The following is an 18,660-nucleotide window of genomic DNA, read 5'->3' on the forward strand; positions in this document are numbered from 1 at the left end:
TCATGTGCTGTTGACAGGCTCGGTTGTCCGCACCACCAGCAGAGCGGGACGAGAGCCGGGTACCCCAATGTCCGCCACACCTGAAGAACACGAAGCCCATGGGCCCCTCGCGGGCTTCACCGTCGGCGTCACGGCGGCCAGGCGCGCCGAGGAGCTGGGCGCGCTGCTGACCCGGCGCGGCGCGGCTGTCCTGCACGCCCCGGCGCTGCGGATCGTCCCCGTCGAGGATGACAGCGAGCTGCTCGCCGCGACGAAGGGCCTCATCGACACCCCGCCCGACGTGGTGATCGCCACAACCGGGATCGGCTTTCGCGGGTGGATGGCCGCGGCGGACGGCTGGGGCATCGGCGAAGCCCTTCTCGGCAGGCTGGGCGAGAGCGAACTCCTGGCGCGCGGGCCCAAGGTCAAGGGCGCCGTCCGCGCGGCGGGCCTCACCGAGGACTGGTCCCCGACGTCGGAGTCCATGGCCGAGGTGCTCGACCGGCTCCTGACCCAGGGGGTCGACGGCCGCCGGATCGCGATCCAGCTGCACGGCGAACCGCTGCCGGGCTTCATCGAGGCGCTGCGCGACGCGGGCGCCGAAGTCGTCGGCGTGCCCGTGTACCGCTGGATGCCGCCGCAGGACATCGCGCCGCTCGACCGCCTCATCGACGTGACCGTCGCGCGCGGCCTGGACGCCCTGACCTTCACCAGCGCCCCGGCCGCCGCCTCGCTGCTGTCGCGGGCCGATGACCGGGGGCTGCTGCCCGAGGTGCTCGCCGCCCTGCGGCACGACGTCCTGGTGGTCTGCGTGGGGCCGGTCACCGCGCTGCCGCTCCAGGCGCACTCCATCGACACCGTCCAGCCCGAGCGCTTCCGCCTCGGCCCGCTCGTCCAGACGCTCTGCCGTGAACTGCCCGCCCGCGCCCGTACGTTGCCGGTCGCCGGCCACAGCTTCGAGATCCGCGGCCATGCCGTGGTGCTCGACGGCGGGCTGCGTCCCGTACCGCCCGCGGGCATGGCCCTGCTGCGGGCCCTGGCCCGGCGCCCCGGCTGGGTCGTCTCCCGCGCGGACCTGCTGCGCGCCCTGCCGGGCTCCGGCAAGGATGAGCATGCCGTCGAGACGGCGATGGCCCGGCTGCGCACCTCACTCGGTGTCCCCAAACTCATCCACACCGTCGTCAAGCGCGGCTACCGGCTCGCGCTGGACCCGGCGGCGGACACGGGGGCAGGCACGGGGGCAGGCACGGAGGCCGGCCCGAAGGCCGCCGGGCATTGCATAGACGGCTGAGGGGCCGAAAGCGGAGCGGTGGGAGGGGTTCCGGCTTGTGGCGCGGCCGGGCACTCTGGGTGGGACGACACCCACCGGTAACCCCCGAGGCGGTGACACGCGCATGACGGTGGCCACGAGCTCCTGCGCATTACGGTTCGACTCAGGACGGCTCTGTCTGGACCTGGTGGCGACCGCGGCGCCCCCGGAGGAGCAACTCGACGGCATTGGGCGGCTCGGGGAGTGGCTCGTCGGCGCCGGCCTCGTGCCCCCCGGCTCCGCGCTCGGCGCCGTGGACGAGCAGTGGGTGCGCCGGTTCACCGAAGCGCGCGAGTACGTCGCGGACTTGGTACGCGCCGAACTCGGCGGACGCCCCGCCCCGCGCGCCCTGGACCACGTCAACGCGCTCGCCGCCGATCCGCCGCCCGGCATCCGCGCCGTACGCGCCGCGGACGGCTCCCTGGTCAGGACGCTCGGGGGCGCCCCCGAATGCGCGGCGCTGCTGGCCGCCGTCGCCCGCGACACCGTGGACCTGCTGACCGACCCCGAGGCACGTGACCGGCTGCGCCAGTGCGAGGGTGACAACTGCCGCCGCCTGTACCTGGACACGTCCCGGGGGCGGCGCAGGCGCTGGTGCTCCAGTGAGGTGTGCGGCAATCGGGAACGGGTCGCGCGCCACCGCCGGCGGGCCGTCGCGGCACGGGCCTGACCCCGACTGACCCAGACTTCGTAAAAGATCTTGAAGTTTCTTTGAGTGGATCGACGCACGGGCCCGTAGTGATGGGAGAGGGAGCCAGCCAGGGTCTCGACCAGGAGGATCGTGTGCGCAAGGATGCGGCCGTGGCCGATGACCGCCCGCACAGGGCACGACATCGAAGTGTGGGACCGCGCGCAGAAGGGCCGACTCCCGACGAGGAGCTGATGCGTGCCCTTTATCGCGAACATGCCGGACCGTTGCTCGCCTACGTACTGCGCCTGGTGGCCGGCGACCGCCAGCGCGCCGAGGACGTGGTGCAGGAGACGCTCATCCGTGCGTGGAAGAACGCCGGTCAGCTCAACCGGGCGACCGGCTCTGTACGCCCCTGGCTGGTGACGGTCGCCCGGCGCATCGTCATCGACGCCCACCGCAGCAGGCAGGCCCGACCGCAGGAGGTCGATCCGTCGCCGCTGGAAGTCATGCCCGCGGAGGACGAGATCGACAGAGCGCTGTGGCTGATGACCCTCTCCGACGCTCTTGATGATTTGACTCCCGCTCACCGGGAAGCACTTGTCGAGACGTACTTCCGAGGACGTACGGTGAATGAGGCGGCCGAAGTCCTCGGTATACCGAGCGGGACCGTCAGATCCCGGGTCTTCTACGCATTGCGCTCGATGAAGCTCGCGCTTGAGGAACGAGGGGTGACGGCATGACCACGCAGGACCGGCACTCCGAGCATGACGCCGTCGGCGCATATGTGCTGGGCATCCTGGACGACACGGACGCCACCGCCTTCGAGAGGCATCTGGCGGGCTGCGAGTACTGCGCCTCCCAGCTGGACGAGTTCGCGGGCATGGAGCCGATGTTCGCCGCGCTCGCCGAATACCCGGGCCCACCCGCACGTGTCACCCCGCCGAGCATTCAGCTCCTCGACCGGCTCACGGGCGAGGTCGCGGCGGGACGCGCCCGGCGAAAACGACGCGGGATGTATCTGGTGGCGGCCGCGGCCGTACTGGTCGTCGGTGGTCCCACGGTCGCGATCGTGACGACATCGGGCGACGAAGGCGCACGCACCACCGTCGCGGGCCCCCACCCCACCAGCCCGGCCGAGGACGCCTTCTTCAACCACATGGAGGAGAAGGTCGACGCGACCGACGCCGCCACGAAGGTCAGTGCGACTGTCGGTATGGAGAAGAAGGCCTGGGGCACCCACACGGTCCTTGAGCTCAAGAATGTGAAGGGCCCGCTCAAGTGCAGCCTCATCGCCGTCTCGAAGAGCGGCGAGGAGGAGACCGTGACCACCTGGGCCGTCCCCAAGTGGGGCTACGGCATCCCCGACAGCACCAACGAGGCCGCGAAGAGCCCGCTATATGTCCACGGCGGAGCGGCCATGGATCGTAACGACATCGACCACTTCGAGGTACGTACGTTCGACGGGAAGCGACTCGTCGAGGTCGAAGCCTGACATTTCCACCGATTGCGCCGGTTCGGACAGGTGCAGACCGGGGCTCCCTTCGCGTACGGTTGACGGCTGCTCGCAGCACGTCAGAAGGGGGCCTCGGTGGCCGTACAGGATGCCGCTGTCGATTCCGTTGATTCCGTCGCCGATTCCGCTCCGGAACCGGTACGAGAACGCGAGATCGGTGTCGAACAAGCACATCTGGACCAGGTGTACCGCCGTCTTGAGGAGAAGATCCACGAGGCGGAGTTCCTCATGCACGACGCCGCCCAGCGCGGCCAGGTCGGCACGCCCGGCGCACTCGCGGAACGCGACGCGCAGGTCTTCCGCGCCGGAATTCACCTCAACCGGCTCAACAACGAGTTCGAGGATTTCCTCTTCGGACGCATCGACCTGTTGCGCGGGAAGGACGGGCAGAAGGGCCCGGACGGTGCGTTCACATCGGTCGACACGGCCGACGACGCGGTACGCCCCGACAACACGGCCGACATCGCCGAGACCCTGCACATCGGGCGCATCGGCGTACTCGACTCGGACTACAGCCCGCTGGTCATCGACTGGCGGGCGCCGGCCGCCGCGCCCTTCTACCGGTCCACGCCCAAGAGCCCGGGGCGGGTCGTACGGCGAAGGGTCATCCGGTCCAAGGGCCGCAAGGTGCTCGGCGTCGAGGACGACCTGATGCGCCCCGAGCTGACCGCGACCCTGAACGGCGTCGGCCTGCCCGTCATCGGCGACGGCGCTCTGATGGCCGCCCTGGGGCAGGCCCGCAGCCACACCATGCGCGACATCGTCTCGTCCATCCAGGCCGAGCAGGACATGGTGATCCGGGCCCCCGCCGCCTCGGTCACCGAGGTCGCAGGCGGCCCCGGCACCGGCAAGACCGCCGTGGCGCTGCACCGCGCCGCGTACCTGCTCTACCAGGACCGGCGGCGCTACGCGGGCGGCATCCTCGTCGTCTCGCCCACGCCGCTGCTCGTCGCGTACACCGAGGGTGTGCTGCCCTCGCTGGGCGAGGAGGGCCAGGTCGCGATCCGCGCGGTGGGCTCACTGGTCGACGGGGCCGAGGCCACGACGTACGACGAACCGAACATCGCCCGCATCAAGGGCTCCTCGCGGATGCTGAAGGTGCTCCGCAAGGCCGCCAGGGGCGCCCTTGAGCTCCCCGGGACGGCCGCCGCGGCTCCGGAGGGGCAGCTCGTCTTCGGCGACGAGGAGGAAAAGGAGCCCGGCGCCGTGACGCCGACCCGGCTGCGGGTCGTCGCCTTCGGCGCCCGCGCCGAGCTGGACGCCGGTGACCTGGACCGCATCCGGCAGTCCGTGCTCGGGGCCACCACGCCCGTCAACCTGCTGCGCCCGCGGGCGCGCAAGCTGCTCCTCGACGGGCTGTGGTCCAAGTCCAGCGGGCGCCACCGCGCCGCCGAGTACCAGCGGACCGACCACGAGCTGGCCGCGGAGCTGCGCTCGGGATTCGACGAGGACGTCTCCACGGAGACCGAGTTCATCGAATTCCTGAACGCCTGGTGGCCCGAGCTCACCCCGCGCCGGGTGCTCGCCGCAATGGCCGACGAGCGGCAACTGGGCAGTTGGGCCCGCCGCATCCTGTCCACGCGCGAGATCAGACAGCTGGCCCGCTCGCTGGGCCGGCTCGACTCCGACGGCAAGGGGCCCCTGTCGGTGCACGACGTGGCGATGCTCGACGAGCTCGATCTGCTGCTCGGCACTCCGGCCCGGCCCAAGCGCAAGCGCGAGTACGACCCTCTGGAGCACCTCACCGGCGTTGAGGAGCTGATGCCGCACCGCGAGGAGACCCAGCGGGAGCGGGCCGAGCGCCTCGCGCTGGAGCGCACGGAGTACGCGCACGTCATTGTCGACGAGGCGCAGGACCTCACGCCCATGCAGTGGCGGATGGTCGGCCGCCGCGGCCGGACCGCCACCTGGACGATCGTCGGCGACGCGGCGCAGTCCTCGTGGTCCGACCCGGACGAGGCGGCCGAGGCCCGCGACGAGGCGCTCGGCTCGCGCCCCCGCCGCAAGTTCACGCTCACCGTGAACTACCGCAACCCGGCGGAGATCGCCGCGCTGGCGGCCAAGGTCCTGGCGCGCGCGATGCCGGGCATGGAGTCGCCGTCGGCGGTGCGCTCGACGGGTGTGGAGCCGCGTTTTGTGACCACGAACAATCAACACAGCTCCGTGGTGCGGGACAAGGACCTGGCCCGGACGGTCCGCGAGGAGGCCCAGCGGCTCCTGGACCGGGTGGACGGCACCGTGGGTGTCGTCGTCGCGATGAACCGGCGCGCCCAGGCACGCAAGTGGCTGGCGCCGCTCGGCGACCGGGTCGTGGCACTCGGCAGCCTGGAGGCCAAGGGTCTGGAGTACGACGCCACGGTCGTGGTCTCGCCCGCGGAGATCGGGGACGAGTCCCCGGCGGGTCTGCGGGTGCTCTACGTGGCGCTGACGCGCGCGACGCAGCAGCTCACGGTGGTGTCGCAGGAGCGCGACCGGCCGGACGCGGACGGCGTGCCGGAACTGCTGCGGGACCGACCGGGAGATTGATTCGTAGTCGACGTGCGATGCGGGAATCACTGCCCGAAGTCGGGGTCTGGGGGGAATCCCCCAGAAGGGCACAGTGTTAGTCTGGCTGTGGCGCCGATTCGATCCAAGCCCCCGGGCCCAACCTTCGTCGCTTCGAGCGACCACTTGCCGCGAGGCGAGCATGGCGGGTCGGTGCCACTCACAACTTCATAGAAAGGTCCGCGTCACCCCAGGGTGGCGCGGACCTTTTGCGTGCCCGGTGCGTGCCCGACGGGTGCCTCTGCGTGACCGGCGCACGTCCGGGGTTCCGCTGAGCCGATCAACTCTCGTATGGTGGAAAGTAACTTCCGAAAGCGGAATGAGCATTACCTGCTACCGGCAGGTAGGTGCGACGATCGGAAGGCGTTGCCGGGCAAACAGCCGTGGCCGCGCAGCAATGAAGCTGATTGAAAGCAGAGGAAGTCGGCCATGGCAACGGCGCCCAGCGTCTCGTACTCGATGACGGTCCGACTGGAGGTCCCCGCGAGCGGGACCGCGGTCAGTCAGCTCACCACGGCAGTCGAAGCCTCCGGCGGCTCCGTGACCGGTCTGGACGTCACCGCGTCCGGCCACGAGAAGCTGCGGATCGACGTCACGATCGCCGCTTCCTCCACGTCGCACGCCGACGAGATCGTCGAGGAGCTGCGCCGCATCATCGGCGTGGTCGTGGGCAAGGTCTCCGACCGTACGTTCCTGATGCACCTCGGCGGCAAGATCGAGATGGCGTCCAAGCACCCCATCCGCAACCGTGACGACCTCTCGATGATCTACACCCCGGGTGTGGCCCGGGTCTGCATGGCGATCGCCGAGAACCCCGAGGACGCCCGTCGCCTCACCATCAAGCGCAACTCCGTCGCGGTCGTGACGGACGGCTCGGCGGTGCTCGGCCTCGGCAACATCGGCCCGATGGCCGCCCTGCCGGTGATGGAGGGCAAGGCGGCGCTCTTCAAGCGCTTCGCCGGTATCGACGCCTGGCCGATCTGCTTGGACACCCAGGACACCGACGAGATCGTCGCCGTCGTCAAGGCGATCGCCCCCGGCTTCGCGGGCATCAACCTGGAGGACATCTCGGCGCCCCGCTGCTTCGAGATCGAGGCACGGCTGCGCGAGGCCCTCGACATCCCCGTCTTCCACGACGACCAGCACGGCACGGCCATTGTGGTACTTGCCTCACTGACCAACGCGCTGCGTGTGGTCGGCAAGGGGATCGGGGACGTACGGGTCGTCATGTCCGGGGCCGGCGCCGCGGGCACCGCCATCCTGAAGCTGCTCATCGCCGCGGGTGTCAAGCACGCGGTCGTCGCCGACATTCACGGAGTCGTGCACGCGGACCGCGAGGACCTGGTCGACGCCGCGCCCGAGTCGCCGCTGCGCTGGGTCGCCGACAACACCAACCCGGAGGGCGTACGCGGCACCCTCAAGGAGGCCGTGGTCGACGCCGATGTCTTCATCGGTGTCTCGGCCCCCAATGTGATCTCCGGGGACGACGTGGCGGCGATGGCGGACGGCGCGATCGTGTTCGCGCTCGCGAATCCCGACCCCGAGGTCGACCCGGCAATCGCCCGTCAGACGGCGGCAGTTGTGGCCACGGGCCGCTCCGACTTCCCGAACCAGATCAACAATGTGCTGGTCTTCCCGGGTGTCTTCCGCGGGCTGCTCGACGCCCACTCCCGCACCGTCGATACGGACATGATGCTGGCGGCGGCCACGGCCCTCGCCGATGTCGTGTCCGAGGACGAGCTCAACCCGAACTACATCATTCCGTCCGTCTTCAACGACAAGGTCGCGGGCGCGGTGGCCGGAGCGGTCCGTACGGCCGCAAAGGCTGTGACAGGTCCCACGTCCGCGCAGCCTTCCGTCTGACGCCCGGCGCGTCGCGGAACGCAGGGTGCCGCGAGCCCCTCTAGGGTGGCGGGCAAAGAGCCCGACGGCCCCCGCAGAACCCTGCGGTCCGCTTCCGGAAGCAGACGGAGCGTCACCACGTTGAGGCAGTGGCGCTTTTCGTGTGACTCCGGAGGGTGCCGGATTGGCTTTCCCGCCGCTGGTGGGGGCAGGATGCATATTCGGGCGCGAGGGTCTGACGACAGACCCGGGTCCGGGGACTGTCCGAGGGCCCTGGCAGCATCGGCTTCGATCTCACGCCTCACAGGCAAGAAGAACACGGGAGTAACAACATGAACCGCAGTGAGCTGGTGGCCGCCCTGGCCGACCGCGCCGAGGTAACCCGCAAGGACGCCGACGCCGTTCTGGCCGCTCTCGCCGAGACCGTTGGCGAGATCGTCGCCAAGGGCGACGAGAAGGTCACCATCCCCGGCTTCCTGACCTTCGAGCGCACCCACCGTGCCGCTCGCACCGCTCGTAACCCGCAGACCGGCGACCCGATCCAGATCCCGGCCGGCTACAGCGTGAAGGTCTCCGCGGGCTCCAAGCTCAAGGAAGCCGCCAAGGGCAAGTAATTCCCCTAGGCACATCCGAAGGGGGCGTCCACCCGGAATACGCCGGGAGGGCGCCCCCTTCGGCATGCCCGCCCCCTTCGGGGGGCCTGCGCGCCCCATCGGCGTACTCGCGCCTCTAGGACCTGTGTTCGTACGACCTGGCTGTGGGCGCTCAGTACGGCCCGGATACGGGCTCCCCGTACAGCCCGGGGTTTCAGACCGTGGCGAGGTCCACGTCCGTCAGGGACGCCACCAGGACCGTGCGGGGGCCCGCGACGATGCCGGGCACCGAAGGGACCGCCAGCAGCCTGCAGCCCGCCGCCAGGGCGGCTGTGGCGCCGGTCGGGGTGTCCTCCACGGCCAGACAGAGCGCCGGGTCCACGCCCAGCGCCGCCGCGGCGGCCAGATACGGGTCCGGGTGGGGCTTGCCGCGCGGTGTCTCGCCGGAGGCCACGGAAGTGGCGAAGCGGTACGTGCCGAGGGCGGCCAGCACCAGATCGGCCACCGGCCGCTCCGACGCGGTCACCAGGGCCGCCGGTATGCCGAGCTCCCCGGCCCGGTCCAGGAGGCGCAGCGCGCCGGGCTGGACCGTGATGCCGGCTGCGACCCGGGCGGTGAAGTCCCGGTCGAGCCGCTCGGCCATACCGGTGAGGCCGTGCTCGCGGGCCAGCAGCCCGGCCGCGCTGCCCACGGCGGCGCCCGCGAACGGCGCCAGCTCCGCTGGGCTGGCGGGCAGGCCGTGCTCGCGCAGCAGGGCGGCCACCACGCCGAGCCACTGGTGCTCGGTGTCGACGAGGGTGCCGTCCATGTCGCACAGCAGGGCGGCGGGCAGAGCGGGGGAAGGCATGTGCGGCTCACGTTCACTGGAGAGTGCGGAAATGACCTGGCGTGCCGAGTGAGGTCACTCGACGGTGGTGCGGGCCAGCGGATTGGCCCGGGTGGAGTTGCGTACGGTGAAGACCACCGCGCCCGGCCGGTAGCGGTCGTCCGAGGTCTCCACGGGGCGGCCGTCGCCGCTGGTGGTGGTGCGCCGCACTCGCAGCAGCGGGCTGCCGCGCCGGACACCGAGCTCCTTGGCGTCCACGGTGCCCGCGGCCACCGCGTCCAGATGGTGCTCGCCGTGCGCGAAGACAAGGCCGGTGGAGTCCCGCAGGGCCGTCGTGACGGACTCGCAGTCGGCGGGCAGCCGCGCCACCGCGTCGGCCACCCAGCCCGCGTACACGGTGCGCTCAAGCAGCACCGGATCCCCGTCGAGGGTCCGCAGCCGCCGTACGCGCAGCACCGGGTCGCCCGGCGCGAGCCGCAGCAGGGCCGCCTCCTCGCCGTCCGCGGCGCCGCGCGCCGAGTCCAGGACCAGGCCGCCGGGGACGTGCCCGCCGGCCCTGGCCCACTGGGCGAAGGAACGCAGCTCGCTGAAGCTCTGGCTCGGCGCGGTGGACATCACGACGTGCCTGGCGCCCTGCCGGGAGCCGATCAGCCCCGCGTCGAGCAGGGTGCCGAGTGCGTGCCGGACCGTACCGCGCGAGACGTCGTACAGGGCGGTCAGTTCGGACTCCGAGGGCAGTGCGCTGCCCACCGGGTACCGGCCGTCGGCGATGGCGTGGCGCAGGGCCTCGGTGATCTGCTGATGCCGTCGGGTCACTGTGCTCCTCATGCTCCCCGCCGCTGGTGGGGCCGGGTGCTGCATCATGGCATCTGTGCGCAGCATCATGCATCCCGCTGGGGCGGGAGGTCTGCTTCTTACCACTTCCCCCAGCCTTAAACCTCCCTCTGCATAACGCTTTTGACCTGCGGTTTTATTGATGCGAACGCTTGGTCGAAGCGGTGGAGTGCTGCTAGTTTGCGCTGGCTTAGTGCTGTCGGCTTGTACATACAGGTGGCCGGCCGAGGACCCAGGAGTACAACGTGCACCCATCCCGTTCGTCCCGCCCCAGCCGCTCGCTCCTCCTGGTGGGGGCCGCGCTCGCGACCGCCACGCTGGCCACCAGCTGTGGTGCGGCCCCCGACACCGTCGGTGGCGGCAGCAAGGCCGCGACGGCGGGCTCGGCCGCGGACCTCGGCGGGATGGACAAGCTCGTCGCCGCGGCCGAGAAGGAGGGCGAGCTGAACGTCTACGCGCTGTCTCCCGACTGGGCCAACTACGGCGAGATGATCGAGACCTTCGAGAAGAAGTACAAGATCGAGGTCAACAACGAGAACCCCGGCGGCAGCAGCCAGCAGGCGCTGAACGCGGCCGCCAAGCGCAAGGGCCAGGACCGCGCCGTCGACGCGCTGGACCTCGGCACCGCGTACATGCAGAACGCCAAGGCGCAGAAGCTCCTCACCCCGTACAAGGTCCAGGGCTGGGACAAGATACCCGCCGCGCAGAAGCAGCCCGACGCGTCGTACCTGAACAACTACGGCGGTTACGTCTCCATCGGCTGTGACGCCAAGGCCGTCAAGAAGTGCCCCGAGACCTTCGCGGAACTGCTCGACCCGGCGTACAAGAACAAGGTCGCCCTCAACGGCAACCCGACCGAGTCCAGCTCCGCGCTCGCCACGGTCTTCGCCGCCTCGCTCTCCAACGGCGGCTCGCTCGACGACATCCAGCCCGGCCTCGACTTCTTCAAGAAGCTCAAGGAGAAGGGCAACTACGTCCCCGCCGAGTCGACCCTCGCCACCATCCAGAAGGGCGAGACGCCGATCTCGATCGACTGGGACTACCTGAACCTCGGGTACGGCGAGAAGCTCAAGGCCAAGGGCGTCGACTGGAAGGTCACCGTCCCCTCGGACGGCCAGTACTCGAACTACTACAACCAGGGCGTCAACAAGCACGCCCCGCACCCGGCCGCCGCCCGCCTGTGGCTGGAGTTCATCTACAGCGACGCCGGCCAGAACATCTGGCTCAAGGGCTTCTCCCGCCCCGCCCTGTTCGAGGTCATGGACAAGGACGGCACCGCCGACAAGGCCGCCGCCGCCAAGATCCCCGAGGTCAAGGGCACACCCAAGACCGTGACGCCGCAGCAGGAGGCGAAGGCCAAGGAGGCCGTCGTCCAGGGCTGGGGCAAGGCGGTCAGCTGAGCATGACCGACCAAGTCGCCCCCACGGCCCCGGTGGCCGAGGCCGACGCGGTGAAGGGCGGCGCCGTTCTCGCGGACGGCGCCGCCCGCCCCCGCGACCGGGCCGTGCGCCGCAGGCGCCGGCACCGCTGGCCCGCAGTCGTCCCGTACTTCCTCTTCCTCGCGCTCTGCTTCGGCCTGCCGGCCGGGACCATGGCGTACAACGCGTTCGTCGTCACCGACCCGGTGACCGGCGCCAGCGCGTACAGCCTCACCAACATCCAGGGCTCGCTCTCCGGTGCGTACGCGACCGGGCTCGTCGGCAGCGTCAAGCTCTCGCTGTTCAGCGCGCTCCTCGCGACCGTCTTCGGGGCGCTGATCGCCCAGGCGGTCGTCACATCGAAGCGGCCCACGCTGCGCAAGCTCGTCGTCTCGGCCTCCGGCGTCCTCGCGAACTTCAGCGGCGCGCCGCTCGCCTTCGCGTTCATCGCGACGCTCGGCACCACCGGCACACTCACCAAGCTGCTGTCGCTGGAGTCCACCGGCTTCAGCCTCTACAGCTTCACCGGCCTGGTCCTCGCGTACCTCTACTTCATGATCCCGCTGATGGTCGTCACCGTGCTGCCCGCGCTCGACGGGCTGCGCGTCCAGTGGCAGGAGGCCGCCGCCTCGTGCGGCGCGACCCGCGGCCAGTTCTGGCGGCACATCGGCATCCCGGTGCTCACCCCGGCGCTGCTCGGCGGCGCGGTGCTGATGTTCGGCACCGCCTTCGCCTCGCACGCCACCGCGGCCGTGATGACCGGCAGCTCCGTACCGCTGATCACCATCCAGATCGCCAACGCGCTGAACGGCAATGTGCTGGTCGGCCAGGAGAACCTGGCGCTCGCGATGAGCCTCAACATGGTCGTGATCGCGCTGCTCGTGATGGCCGTTCAGATCCCGCTGCAGCGACGGAGTGCCCGATGGCTCGGATGACCTCACGCGGGCCGGTGCTGTCGCTGGCCGCGCTCTACTTTCTGGTGCCCGTGGGCGCCTCGCTCTGGTACACCGTCGACAACCCCGGCGGCATCAGCTTCGACGCGTACACCCAGGGCCTCGGCTCCGAAGGGATGATCAGCAGCCTGCTGCTGTCCGTCTCGCTCGGGCTCGCCACGGTGGTGCTCGGGCTGCTGCTGATGGTGCCGACCACGGTCGCCGTCGCGCTGTACTTCCCCAAGCTGCGCTCCGTCGTCGGGGTGCTGTCGATGATGCCGCTGGTCGTGCCGCCGATCGCGCTCGTGGCGGGCGTCAGCACGGTCCTGTCCTGGCAGACGGACCTCGCCGCGACGCCCCTGTACGGGACGTTCCAGGCGCTGCTCAACAAGGACTTCCCGCTGATCCTGGTCCTCGTGTACACCGTGATGTCGCTGCCGTTCCTGCACCGCTCGCTGGACGCGGGGCTGCGCGCCGTCGATCTGCGCACCCTCGTCGAGGCGTCCCGCAGCCTGGGCGCCTCGCGCATCCAGACCCTGCTGCGGGTCGTCGTACCGAACCTGCGGACCGCGGTGGTCGGCGGGGCGGTGCTCAGCCTGGCCATGGTGCTCGGCGAGTACACCGTCGCGTCTGTCCTGGGCTTCGCGCCGTTCGCGGTGTGGATGGTGGAGGTCGGCGAGACCGAGGCCCAACTGTCCGCCGCTGCGGCCATGTTGAGCCTGCTGATCACCTGGGGGCTGCTGCTCCTGCTCACCACCCTGGCCGGTGGCCGCAACCGAAGGATTCCCGCGTCATGAGCGTTCCCGTGCAACTGAAGAACCTGCGCCGGGAGTTCGGCTCCACGGTCGCTCTCGACGGCCTCGACCTGGACATCGCGCCCGGCGAACTCGTCGCTCTCCTCGGCCCGTCGGGCTGCGGCAAAACCACCGCGCTGCGCATCATCGCGGGCTTCGAGACCGCCGACGGCGGCGAGCTGCTGATGGACGGCAAGGACGTTACGGCGCTGCCCGCCAACCGCCGCGACATCGGCATGGTCTTCCAGTCGTACAGCCTCTTCCCGAACATGACGGCCGCCGAGAACGTGGCGTACGGGCTGCGGGTACGGGGGACCGGCGCCGCCGAACGCAGGACGCGCGCGCAGGAACTCCTCGACCTCGTCGGCCTGCCCGGCCGCGGCGGCCACTACCCGCACCAGCTCTCCGGCGGCCAGCAGCAGCGCGTCGCGCTGGCCCGCGCGCTGGCGATCCGGCCGCGCGTGCTGCTCCTGGACGAGCCGCTGTCGGCGCTGGACGCGAAGGTGCGGCTGTCGCTGCGCGAGGAGATCCGGCGCATCCAGCTGGAGCTGGGCATCACCACGGTCTTCGTCACCCACGACCAGGAGGAGGCGCTGTCCATGGCGGACCGCGTCGCCGTGATGAAGGACGGCCGGCTCGAACAGTGCGCGGCGCCATCGGAGTTGTACGAGCGGCCCTCGACCCCGTTCGTCGCGGAGTTCGTCGGCACGATGAACCGGCTGCCGGGGACGGTGCGGGAGGGGGGCGTCGTGGAGCTCTTCGGGCGGCGCCTGCCGGTGCACGGGGATGTGCCGGGCGTCGGCGTCGAGGTGGATGTGCTGCTGCGGCCGGAGGGGCTCGCGGTTGGCGCGTCGGCGAAGGGCGGTGGCGGTGGCGGTCAGGATGCGACCGTACGTGTCGCTACGTTCCTCGGGGCCACGACCCGGCTGCACCTGGTCACCGACTCGGGGGTCGCCTTCAAGGCGGATCTGCCGAGCTGGGAGGCGGGGGAGCTGGGCGTGGGGGCGCGGTGCACGGTGACGCCGCACGAGAATCCGGTGCTGGTGGCGCTGCGCTGAGCGTTCCCCTACCCGCCCCTTCCCGCTGTGACATTTTGCGGCTGCCGCCGCGTGGCGGGGCAGGCCCCGGACCCCGGACGCCCTTCGGGCGTGTCCTCAAGCGCCGGACGGGCTGATTTTCTGCGGCTGCGCTTGCAGAGTGCCGCAGGTCTTCAGCTGTGCGGCAACTATTCAGCCCGTCCGGCGCTTGAGGACCGGGGTCCGGGGCGGAGCCCCGGTTGTGGGAAGGGGCGGGTAGGGGACAGCGCCGCAGGCAACCCGCACCCGGCCCACGCACCCGCCCCCCCACGCATGCCGGTCGCTAGACCAGCGCCCCGCCCGGCAGTTCCACCTTCGCGCCGAGCTCCACCAGCTTGTCCATGAAGTTCTCGTAGCCACGGTTGATCAGGTCGATGCCGTGCACCCGCGACGTGCCCTGCGCGGCGAGTGCCGCGATCAGGTACGAGAAGCCGCCTCGCAGGTCGGGGATGACCAGGTCCGCGCCCTGCAGCTTCGTCGGGCCGCTGACGACCGCCGAGTGCAGGAAGTTGCGCTGGCCGAAACGGCAGTTGGAGCCGCCCAGGCACTCGCGGTACAGCTGGATGTGCGCGCCCATCTGGTTCAGCGCGGACGTGAAGCCGAGGCGCGACTCGTACACCGTCTCGTGGACGATCGACAGACCCGAGGCCTGCGTCAGCGCCACGACCAGCGGCTGCTGCCAGTCCGTCTGGAAGCCGGGGTGCACGTCCGTCTCCAGCGCGATCGCGTTGAGCGGGCCGCCCGGGTGCCAGAAGCGGATGCCCTCGTCGTCGACCTCGAACGCGCCGCCGACCCGGCGGAACGTGTTCAGGAACGTCATCATCGAGCGCTGCTGCGCGCCGCGCACATAGATGTTGCCCTCGGTGGCGAGCGCCGCGGACGCCCAGGAGGCCGCCTCCAGGCGGTCCGAGAGCGCGCGGTGCGTGTAGCCGTCGAGCTTGTCGACACCGGTGATCCGGATGGTCCGGTCGGTGTCCACGGAGATGATCGCGCCCATCTTCTGCAGTACGCAGATGAGGTCCTCGATCTCCGGCTCCACGGCGGCGTTCGACAGCTCGGTGACGCCCTCGGCCAGTACGGCCGTCAGGAGTACCTGCTCGGTCGAGCCTACCGACGGGTACGGCAGCCGGATCTTGCAGCCGCGCAGTCGCTGCGGGGCCTCCAGGTACTGGCCGCCCTCGCGCTTCTCGATCGTCGCGCCGAACTGGCGCAGCACCTCGAAGTGGAAGTCGATCGGCCGGCCGCCGATGTCGCAGCCGCCCAGGCCCGGAATGAAGGCGTGGCCGAGGCGGTGCAGCAGCGGGCCGCAGAACAGGATCGGGATGCGCGAGGAGCCCGCGTGCGCGTCGATGTCGGCGACGTTCGCGCTCTCGACGTGCGACGGGTCGAGGATCAGCTCACCCGGCTCGTCACCGGGACGTACCGTCACACCGTGCAGCTGCAGCAGCCCACGTACGACGCGCACATCGCGGATGTCGGGCACGTTGCGCAGCCGACTGGGGCCACTGCCGAGCAGCGCGGCGACCATCGCCTTCGGCACCAGGTTCTTCGCGCCGCGGACACGGATCTCGCCCTCGAGCGGGGTGCCGCCGTGGACAAGCAGTACATCGTCAGTGCCGGTCATGAATCTCGCGTTCCGGTGTCGTCGGACAGGTGGCCAAGGGGCAAGGGTAATGGGCTTCCCCCCTGTTCCCGTAAGGCAAAGGGCCGCTCCGGCACGTCATGGGTTCGCCACAACACGCTCTGCTCCGGGCCGTCGGCGCAGTGTCACTGCCCGCGGCCGGTGCGCTCCTTCTGCTCCGGTGCGCCCTGAGCTGCGCGTGCCTGCTCATCGCAGTCTGCTCCCCCAGGAGGGCGAAGATGCGGGATCATGTCTGCCATGACGGAGGTGTCCTCGCTCACAGGACGGCTGCTGGTGGCCACGCCGGCGCTCGCGGACCCGAATTTCGACCGTGCGGTGGTGCTCCTCATCGACCATGACGATGAGGGTTCCCTTGGCGTGGTCCTCAATCGCCCGACCCCGGTGCGGGTCGGCGACATCCTGCTGCCCTGGGCCGCCCTCGCCGGTTCTCCCGGCGTTGTCTTCCAGGGCGGACCTGTCTCACTCGACTCCGCGCTCGGCGTGGCGGTGGTCCCCGGCGACAAAGCCGCCTCCCCGGGCCCCCGGCCGCGCCAGGGCGGGCGGGACCCCCTCGGCTGGCGACGTGTCCACGGCGCCATCGGCCTGGTCGACCTGGAGGCCCCGCCGGAGCTGCTCGCCGCGGCGCTGGGCTCGCTGCGGATCTTCGCCGGGTACTCGGGCTGGGGTCCGGGACAACTGGAGGAGGAGCTGAGCGACGGTGCCTGGTACGTCGTCGAGTCCGAGCCCGGGGACGTGTCGTCACCGGACCCGGAGAGCCTGTGGCGCAACGTACTGCGCAGGCAGCGCAACAAGCTCGCGGTCATCGCGACCTACCCGGACGACGCCTCGCTCAACTAGCCGTCCCGAGCGGCGGCGGCCTGCGCTCCCGTCGCCGCGCGAGCGTGGGTACCCTTGGATGCCATGAGCACTCTTGAGCCCGAGCCCCAGCCCCAGCCCGACCGAGGCACGGGTACGGGGACCCTCGTCGAGCCGGCGCCGCAGACGTCCCACGGGGATGGCGACCACGAGCGCTACGCCCATTACGTCCAGAAGGACAAGATCATGGCGAGTGCCCTGGAGGGCACCCCGGTCGTGGCGTTGTGCGGCAAGGTCTGGGTCCCGGGACGCGACCCGAAGAAGTACCCGGTCTGCCCGATGTGCAAGGAGATCTTCGAGGATCTCGGCGCGGGCGGTGGCAAGGACAAGGACGGCAAGGGCGACAAGAAGTAGCTGCGGGACACCGGGCTCGTACGGCCCCCGCGGAGCGCTGAGCGCGCTCCGCGGGGGCCTTTTGCGTTGCATTGCGTTGCATGGGGTGCTTCCCCTGGTCACAAGGTGGTAGAGACCTCTTGTTCGCGGGTGAGGGCGGCTTTAGCCTCCTGCTGTTGTGCAGTGCGAAACCGCCGTTGCATATGATGCAACGCCGACTCACAGGAGTCCCGGATGAAGCTCTCTGCCCGAATCACAGCGCCCGCCGCCGCACTTGTCCTGGCGGGCCTCACCGCCACCGCCTGCGCCCCGCAGACCTCCGACAACAGCGCGACGAAGGACGAAAAGAGCGGCACCCTGCGCGTCTGGCTCTTCCAGGAGGTCGCCAACAAGCCCAAGGAGAAGGTGGTCGACCGGGCAGTCGACGCGTTCAAGGCCAAGAACAAGGACGCCAAGGTCGAGATCGAGTACATACCGGTGGAGACCCGCGCCCAGCGGATCAAGGCCGCCTTCAACGACCCCAAGAGCGCACCGGACCTGATCGAGTACGGCAACACCGACACCGCCGGCTACGTCAAGGACGGCGGACTCGCCGACGTCACCGAGGAGTTCGGCGCCTGGGACGAGGCCGAGGACACCGACCCGACCGCCAAGGAGTCGGTGACGGTCGACGGCCAGATCTACGGCGCCCCGCTCTTCGTCGGCGTACGCGCCCTCTACTACCGCACCGACGTCTTCAAGGACCTGGGTATCGAGCCCCCCAAGTCGCAGGCCGAGCTGGTCTCCACCGCCAAGAAGATCCACAAGGCGAAGCCGGCGCTGTACGGGATCGCGGTCGGCGGCGCCTACACGTACGGCGCGATGCCCTTCATCTGGGCCAACGGCGGCGAGCTGGCCGAGGGGGACGGCGGCAGCTACAAGGCGGCCATCAACAGCCCGGCCGCGCAGAAGGGCATCAAGGTGTACACCTCGCTCTTCGGCGCCGACAACTGCCCGGCCGCCAAGTGCGCCGAGATGGGCGGCAACGACACCGTCACCGCCTTCGCCTCCGGCAAGGCGGCCATGGCGATCGGCGGCGACTTCAGCCACGCGGCCGTCGAGGCCGGCAGTGTGAAGGGCAAGTACGCGGTCGTGCCGCTGCCCAGCACCAAGGCGGGCGAGATCGCCCCGGCCTTCGCGGGCGGCAACAACCTCGGCGTACTCAAGAGCAGCTCGCACCGCACGCTGGCTGTCGACCTGATGAAGTCCCTGGCCGGCAAGAAGACGCAGGCCGACCTGTTCGAGGCGATGGGCTTCCTGCCGACGTACACCGACGTCCGCAAGGACGCCGCGCTCAAGCAGCCGTTCATCGAGCCCTTCATCGCGACGCTCGACGCGGGCGCCAAGGCGGCCCCGGCTTCCCCGGGCTGGGCGCAGATCGACTCCTCGCTGGTCCTGCCGACGATGTTCCAGGAGGTCGTCAGCGGTCGCAAGGACGTCGCCGCCGCATCCGACGACGCCGCGAAGAAGATGAACGACGCCTTCGGGTCCGCAGGTTGA

General features: G+C 70.4%; 17 protein-coding genes. 14 read left to right on the top strand and 3 right to left on the bottom strand.

Translation table 11 applies throughout. The features are described from left to right. The first annotated feature begins 67 nt into the window (after positions 1-67). The 7 genes from ABCR94_RS05550 (at position 68) to ABCR94_RS05580 (ending at position 8,432) form a co-directional block, all read left to right on the top strand. Complete coding sequence (locus ABCR94_RS05550; RefSeq protein WP_347117890.1) at positions 68-1,270, top strand: uroporphyrinogen-III synthase; 1,203 nt, start codon at positions 68-70, stop codon at positions 1,268-1,270. A 103-nt stretch (positions 1,271-1,373) separates the two neighbouring features. Beyond that, a complete protein-coding gene (locus tag ABCR94_RS05555) occupies positions 1,374-1,958 on the top strand; it encodes a CGNR zinc finger domain-containing protein (RefSeq protein ID WP_347117891.1) in 585 nt (194 codons plus the stop codon). A gap of 71 nt (positions 1,959-2,029) precedes the next feature. Next, complete coding sequence (locus ABCR94_RS05560; protein ID WP_347117892.1) at positions 2,030-2,659, top strand: sigma-70 family RNA polymerase sigma factor; 630 nt, start codon at positions 2,030-2,032, stop codon at positions 2,657-2,659. Next, the gene (locus ABCR94_RS05565; protein WP_347117893.1) at positions 2,656-3,411 is read left to right on the top strand and encodes an anti-sigma factor family protein; all 756 of its coding nucleotides are present in this window, start codon (positions 2,656-2,658) and stop codon (positions 3,409-3,411) included. The genes ABCR94_RS05560 and ABCR94_RS05565 overlap by 4 nt, the downstream gene beginning before the upstream one ends. A gap of 96 nt (positions 3,412-3,507) precedes the next feature. Next, positions 3,508-5,958, top strand: coding sequence for a HelD family protein (locus ABCR94_RS05570; RefSeq protein ID WP_521976232.1), 2,451 nt, complete (start codon positions 3,508-3,510; stop codon positions 5,956-5,958). A 447-nt stretch (positions 5,959-6,405) separates the two neighbouring features. Next, complete coding sequence (locus ABCR94_RS05575) at positions 6,406-7,839, top strand: NAD-dependent malic enzyme (RefSeq protein WP_347117894.1); 1,434 nt, start codon at positions 6,406-6,408, stop codon at positions 7,837-7,839. Positions 7,840-8,150: 311 nt separating this feature from the next. After that, positions 8,151-8,432: an HU family DNA-binding protein gene (locus tag ABCR94_RS05580; protein WP_003954777.1), complete on the top strand. Its 282-nt coding sequence runs from the start codon at positions 8,151-8,153 to the stop codon at positions 8,430-8,432. 193 nt (positions 8,433-8,625) lie between these two features. On the opposite strand, the gene ABCR94_RS05585 is transcribed toward ABCR94_RS05580, so the two are convergent. After that, positions 8,626-9,258 (bottom strand): HAD family hydrolase, encoded by a 633-nt coding sequence (locus ABCR94_RS05585; protein WP_347117895.1) that lies wholly within the window; start codon positions 9,256-9,258, stop codon positions 8,626-8,628. 54 nt (positions 9,259-9,312) lie between these two features. Then, on the bottom strand, positions 9,313-10,053 hold the full coding sequence (locus ABCR94_RS05590) for a GntR family transcriptional regulator (RefSeq protein ID WP_347117896.1): 741 nt from the start codon (positions 10,051-10,053) through the stop codon (positions 9,313-9,315). A 305-nt stretch (positions 10,054-10,358) separates the two neighbouring features. On the opposite strand from ABCR94_RS05590, the gene ABCR94_RS05595 reads away from it, so the two are divergent. The 4 genes from ABCR94_RS05595 to ABCR94_RS05610 are packed head-to-tail and all read left to right on the top strand — an operon-like array spanning position 10,359 to position 14,273. Continuing rightward, positions 10,359-11,471 carry an ABC transporter substrate-binding protein gene (locus tag ABCR94_RS05595; RefSeq protein WP_347118472.1) on the top strand — a complete coding sequence of 371 codons (1,113 nt, stop codon included), beginning with the start codon at positions 10,359-10,361 and terminating at the stop codon, positions 11,469-11,471. A gap of 2 nt (positions 11,472-11,473) precedes the next feature. Next, positions 11,474-12,424, top strand: coding sequence for an ABC transporter permease (locus ABCR94_RS05600; RefSeq protein ID WP_347117897.1), 951 nt, complete (start codon positions 11,474-11,476; stop codon positions 12,422-12,424). Next, entirely contained in the window at positions 12,412-13,218 is an 807-nt protein-coding gene (locus ABCR94_RS05605) for an ABC transporter permease (protein ID WP_347117898.1), read from the top strand. Before ABCR94_RS05600 ends, ABCR94_RS05605 begins: the two co-directional genes overlap by 13 nt. Further along, positions 13,215-14,273, top strand: a complete 1,059-nt coding sequence (locus tag ABCR94_RS05610; RefSeq protein WP_347117899.1) for an ABC transporter ATP-binding protein — start codon at positions 13,215-13,217, stop codon at positions 14,271-14,273. Before ABCR94_RS05605 ends, ABCR94_RS05610 begins: the two co-directional genes overlap by 4 nt. Before the next feature lie 301 nt (positions 14,274-14,574). On the opposite strand, the gene murA is transcribed toward ABCR94_RS05610, so the two are convergent. Beyond that, positions 14,575-15,915, bottom strand: a complete 1,341-nt coding sequence (murA, locus tag ABCR94_RS05615; protein ID WP_347117900.1) for a UDP-N-acetylglucosamine 1-carboxyvinyltransferase — start codon at positions 15,913-15,915, stop codon at positions 14,575-14,577. A 246-nt stretch (positions 15,916-16,161) separates the two neighbouring features. On the opposite strand from murA, the gene ABCR94_RS05620 reads away from it, so the two are divergent. From ABCR94_RS05620 to ABCR94_RS05630, 3 genes are all read left to right on the top strand, one after another. After that, positions 16,162-16,770: a YqgE/AlgH family protein gene (locus ABCR94_RS05620; protein ID WP_347117902.1), complete on the top strand. Its 609-nt coding sequence runs from the start codon at positions 16,162-16,164 to the stop codon at positions 16,768-16,770. A gap of 63 nt (positions 16,771-16,833) precedes the next feature. Next, complete coding sequence (locus ABCR94_RS05625) at positions 16,834-17,142, top strand: DUF3039 domain-containing protein (protein WP_347117903.1); 309 nt, start codon at positions 16,834-16,836, stop codon at positions 17,140-17,142. A 213-nt stretch (positions 17,143-17,355) separates the two neighbouring features. Next, complete coding sequence (locus tag ABCR94_RS05630) at positions 17,356-18,660, top strand: extracellular solute-binding protein (RefSeq protein ID WP_347117904.1); 1,305 nt, start codon at positions 17,356-17,358, stop codon at positions 18,658-18,660.

The sequence above is a fragment of the Streptomyces changchenzhani genome, assembly GCF_039766235.1.
GTDB lineage: Bacteria > Actinomycetota > Actinomycetes > Streptomycetales > Streptomycetaceae > Streptomyces.

Bases quoted from the DNA above. Each gene is read 5' to 3' on its own strand.
- ABCR94_RS05550 (WP_347117890.1), top strand. From the start codon at position 68: ATGTCCGCCACACCTGAAGAACACGAAGCCCATGGGCCCCTCGCGGGC.
- ABCR94_RS05575 (WP_347117894.1), top strand. From the start codon at position 6,406: ATGGCAACGGCGCCCAGCGTCTCGTACTCGATGACGGTCCGACTGGAG.
- ABCR94_RS05565 (WP_347117893.1), top strand. From the start codon at position 2,656: ATGACCACGCAGGACCGGCACTCCGAGCATGACGCCGTCGGCGCATAT.
- ABCR94_RS05585 (WP_347117895.1), bottom strand. From the start codon at position 9,258: ATGCCTTCCCCCGCTCTGCCCGCCGCCCTGCTGTGCGACATGGACGGC.
- murA (WP_347117900.1), bottom strand. From the start codon at position 15,915: ATGACCGGCACTGACGATGTACTGCTTGTCCACGGCGGCACCCCGCTC.
- ABCR94_RS05555 (WP_347117891.1), top strand. From the start codon at position 1,374: ATGACGGTGGCCACGAGCTCCTGCGCATTACGGTTCGACTCAGGACGG.
- ABCR94_RS05560 (WP_347117892.1), top strand. From the start codon at position 2,030: ATGGGAGAGGGAGCCAGCCAGGGTCTCGACCAGGAGGATCGTGTGCGC.
- ABCR94_RS05630 (WP_347117904.1), top strand. From the start codon at position 17,356: ATGAAGCTCTCTGCCCGAATCACAGCGCCCGCCGCCGCACTTGTCCTG.
- ABCR94_RS05600 (WP_347117897.1), top strand. From the start codon at position 11,474: ATGACCGACCAAGTCGCCCCCACGGCCCCGGTGGCCGAGGCCGACGCG.
- ABCR94_RS05580 (WP_003954777.1), top strand. From the start codon at position 8,151: ATGAACCGCAGTGAGCTGGTGGCCGCCCTGGCCGACCGCGCCGAGGTA.
- ABCR94_RS05625 (WP_347117903.1), top strand. From the start codon at position 16,834: ATGAGCACTCTTGAGCCCGAGCCCCAGCCCCAGCCCGACCGAGGCACG.
- ABCR94_RS05605 (WP_347117898.1), top strand. From the start codon at position 12,412: ATGGCTCGGATGACCTCACGCGGGCCGGTGCTGTCGCTGGCCGCGCTC.
- ABCR94_RS05610 (WP_347117899.1), top strand. From the start codon at position 13,215: ATGAGCGTTCCCGTGCAACTGAAGAACCTGCGCCGGGAGTTCGGCTCC.
- ABCR94_RS05620 (WP_347117902.1), top strand. From the start codon at position 16,162: ATGTCTGCCATGACGGAGGTGTCCTCGCTCACAGGACGGCTGCTGGTG.